Origin of the sequence: Streptomyces sp. NPDC051218, from assembly GCF_044455475.1 — a bacterium.
Classification (GTDB): domain Bacteria; phylum Actinomycetota; class Actinomycetes; order Streptomycetales; family Streptomycetaceae; genus Streptomyces.
Genome location: NZ_JBITEU010000036.1, coordinates 1 through 4,359 on the forward strand (window position 1 = coordinate 1; position 4,359 = coordinate 4,359).

At 71.7% G+C, this 4,359-nt stretch carries 1 protein-coding gene; it reads right to left on the reverse strand.

Annotation, left to right across the window (positions count from 1 at the left end; translation table 11 throughout):
- Positions 1–4,359, reverse strand: a 4,359-nt coding sequence (locus ACIBCK_RS39125) for an SDR family oxidoreductase (protein WP_399398142.1), incomplete at both ends; no start/stop codon positions are given.

Below are 4,359 nucleotides of genomic sequence, written 5' to 3' on the forward strand. Positions count from 1 at the left end.
GCCAACGGCTCCACCGCAGGCGAATGCGCCACAAAATCCGTCTCCGGAACACGCCACCGCAACACATGCCGCGACGCCAACTCCCGCTCGAACTCCCCCAACGCCTCCGGCTCACCAGACACCACCACCGACGCCGGACCATTGATGGCCGCCACCGACAGCCGCTCGCCCCATTGCTCCGCGAGCTCGCCCACCGCCTGCGACGGCATCACCACCGACACCATCGAGCCCTCAACCGACAGACCCGACAGAGCACGGGAACGCACCGCCACCACCCGGGCGCCGTCCTCCAGGCTCAGCATCCCGGCCACCGTCGCCGCCGCGATCTCACCCTGCGAATGACCCACCACCGCGTCGGGGCTGACACCGGCCGCCTCCCACACCGCAGCAAGCGACACCATCACCGCCCACAACACCGGCTGCACCACATCCGCCGCCACCATCTCGGGCGCACCCTCAGCGCCCACGAGAACATCGGACAGGGACCATGGGACGAGCGGCGACAGCGCCCGCTCGCACTCCGCGAGCCGCGCCGCGAACACCGGACTGCACTTGCCCAACTCCCGGCCCATTCCCAGCCATTGAGAGCCCTGGCCCGCGAAAACGAACACCGTCCGCGTACCGGTCCTGACCACGCCCGACACCACCGAACCGGCCGGGCCTCGGGCCGCCAGGCTCCGCAGACCGGACACCAGCTCTCCGTGGTCACCGCCCAGAACCACCGCCCGGTGCTCGAACGCCGACCGCGTCGCCGCAAGGGACCACGCCACATCCACCGGCTCCAACTCCGGCCGCGCGCTCACCCACTCGCCCAACCGAGACGCCTGCCCGGACAGGCCCTTCGCCGACCGGCCCGACACCACCCACGCACCGACCTCGGCAGCATCAAGCACCGCGGGGACGTCAACCGTGTCGAGCGCGCTCCCTTCAGTGCCGCTCAGGTCCCTGTTCGCCTCGGTCTCGCGGTCGTCGGCTGCCGGAGCTTCCTCGACGATGAGGTGCGCGTTGGTGCCGCTCATCCCGAAAGAGGACACTCCTGCACGCCGCACCCGGCCGTCCGCCGACCACGGAACCGTCTCGGTAAGCAGCTGCACATCACCGACCGACCAGTCCACGTGCGGCGAGCGCTCCGCCGCATGCAGCGTCGCGGGCAGCTCCTTGTGCTGGAGGGCGAGGACCATCTTGATCACGCCCGCCACACCGGCAGCGGCCTGCGTGTGACCGATGTTGGACTTCACCGAGCCGAGCCACAACGGCCGGTCATCGGGCCGCTCCTGGCCGTACGTGGCGAGCAGCGCCTGCGCCTCGATCGGGTCGCCGAGCGGAGTCCCCGTACCGTGCGCCTCCACCACGTCGACCTCGTCGGCCCGCACCCCGGCGTTCGCCAGGGCCGCCCGGATGACCCGCTGCTGGGAGGGGCCGTTGGGGGCGGTCAAGCCGTTGGACGCGCCGTCCTGGTTGGTCGCGCTGCCGCGGATGACCGCGAGCACGTTGTGGCCGTTGCGCCGCGCGTCGGAGAGCCGCTCCACGACCAGCATGCCCGCGCCCTCGCCCAGGCCCATGCCGTCGGCGCCCGCCGAGAACGGCTTGCACCGCCCGTCCGGAGCGAGGCCCATCTGCTGGCTGAACTGGTCGAACAGGAGCGGGTTTGCCGCCACCATGACACCGCCGGCCAGGGCCAGCGTGCACTCGCCCGAACGCATGGCCTGGGCGGCCAGGTGCAGCGCGACCAGGGACGAGGAGCACGCGGTGTCCACCGTCACCGCCGGGCCCTCAAGACCCATGACGTAGGCAACTCGGCCGGACACCACACTGGTCGAGATGCCGGTGACGAGGTGACCGTCGAGCTCGCCTTCGAGGCCGGAGCTCCAGCCGTAGCCGGATGCGGACGCGCCCGCGAACACACCCGTCGCGGAACCGCGCAGCGACGCAGGGTCGAGACCGGCCCTCTCCAGGGCCTCCCACGCCACTTCGAGCAGCAGCCGCTGCTGCGGGTCCATCGACACGGCCTCGCGCGGGCTGATTCCGAAGAAGCCCGCGTCGAACCCGGTCGCGTCGTAGACGAAGCCACCCGCACGTACGGGTTCTCCGGACGCCGCCCCGGCGCCAGTCCTGTCCTGGATGACCCAGCCCCGGTCCTCCGGCAGAACGGAGATGGCGTCGGTGCCACCGGCGATCAGGTTCCACAGTTCTTCGGGGCTCGTCGCTCCGCCCGGGTACCGGCAGCTCATGCCGACGATCGCCAGCGGCTCGTCAGTGGCCGCTGCCACGACCGGCACGTCCCGCGCGCTGTCGGGGACGCCCGCCAGCTCCGCCAGGAGGAACTCGGCGGCGGCCGTGGGCGTAGGGGCGTCGAACAGGAGGGTGGCGGGCAGCTTCAGGCCGGTCGCGGTGCTCAGCCGGTTACGCAGTTCGACCGAGGTCAGCGAGTCGAAACCCAGGTCGCTGAAGGCGCGAGTGGCCTCCACGGCCTCGGGTGACGGGTAGTCGAGCACCGCGGCAGCCTTGGCCTGGACGAGGCCGATCAGCGTCCGGTTCTGCTCGGCGCGCGAAAGCCCCGCGAGCTCCTGCTTCAGGGACGTGCCCGCGTCCGATTCGGCGGTCTCGTCCGCCGCGGGGCCCTCCAGGGCCTGCCGCACCTCGGGCAGGTCCTCGATGAGGGGGCTCGGCCGCCGCAGCGTGAACGGCGGGGCGAATCGCGCCCAGTCCACGGCCGCAACCGTCACAAGGCCCTCGTCACCGTCCAGGGCCTGGGCCAGCGCATCGACGGCGTGGCCCGACTCCATGACAAGCAGCCCTCGACGCAGCCCCTGCGCGGCGCCTTCCTCGTCGGTCATGCCACCGCCACCCCATGAGCCCCAGGCCACCGAGGTCGCGGGAAGACCTTGCGCCCTGCGGTACTCTGCGAGGCCGTCCAGAGAGGCGTTGGCCGCGGCGTAGGCGGGCTGAAGACCACTGCCCCAGGTCGCCGAGATCGACGAGAAGAGCACGAAGGCGTCCAGGTCCAGGCCCATCTCCCGGGTCAGCTCGTCGAGATGGACGGCACCTGCGGCCTTGGCCGCGAGCACAGCGGCCGTCTCGGCCACATCGGTCTCGTCGACCGTCGTCGCCTGCACGACGCCCGCGGTGTGCATCACCGCAGACAGCGCGGGACCAGTCGTCCCGATCCAGCCTATGAGACCGGCGAGCTGCGACCGGTCGCTGGCATCACACGCCACGACGTCCACGGAGCAGCCACGCGCCGCCAGTTCGGCCACCGTCGCCGCGATATCGGCAGCGGCGGGACCTGAGCGACCTGTCAGCACCAGGCGAGGCGCACCGCGCCCGGCCAGCCACCGCGCCACATGCCCGGCGATCGCACCCGTACCGCCCGTGACCAGGACACTCCCACGCGGCGTCCACTCCGCACCGACCGCCCGAGGCCCGGAAGCCCGCGTCAGCCGCCGCCCCAGAAGCCCGGCCGAGCGGATCGCGACCTGATCCTCACCACACCCGGCCACCACCGCCGCGAGGCGCGTACCAGCAGACTCGTCAAAGACAGCAGGCAGATCGACCAACCCGCCCCAACGGTCCGGGTGTTCGAGTCCGACAACCCGCCCAAGACCCCACACCTGCGACTGCGCCGGGTTGGTCAGGGCCTCGCCGGATCCGATGGCGACGGCTCCCCGCGTGGTCACCCACAGCGGCGCGTCCACTTCCACATCACCCAGCGCCTGCACGAGGGCAAGCGTCGCGGCAAGACCCGCGGACACCACAGGATGCTCGGGTACGGGCGTCTCGTCCAGCGCGAGCAGCGACACCACGCCTGCCAACGCCGAGGCATCCGCTTCCAGGATCCGACCGATCACGGCCGCCATCTCGTCCCGGTCCACGGCATCGGCCGGAACCTCAGCGACCGCTACGTCCGCTCCACGAGCGGCCAGCGCCGCCACACACTGCCGCGTCAGCTCGTCGTCGGCCTGCCGGGCGACCACGAGCCAGCGGCCGGTGAGCACGGCGGGGCCGGGGTCAGCGACCGGCGCCCAGGTCACGCGGTAACGCCAGTTCGCGGTCGCCGACCGGTCCCGTTCCCGCCGCCGCCAGGACGTCAGCGCTTCCAGTACCTCGCCCAGATGCTGCTGGTCCTCCACCTCGAGGACTTCCGCCATATGAGCCAGGTCGCCACCCTCGACCGCCGCCCAGAACCGGGCCTCGGCCTCCGTGCTCGCGCCGTCCCCGCCCACCGGGACAGGGGCTGCCTCCGACTCCAGCCAGTACCGCTCCTGCTGGAAGGCATACGTCGGCAACTCCACCTGCTCACCGCAGGGCAGGACCGACTTCCAGTCCACCGGCAGTCCGCCGACGTAAGCCTGCGCAAGA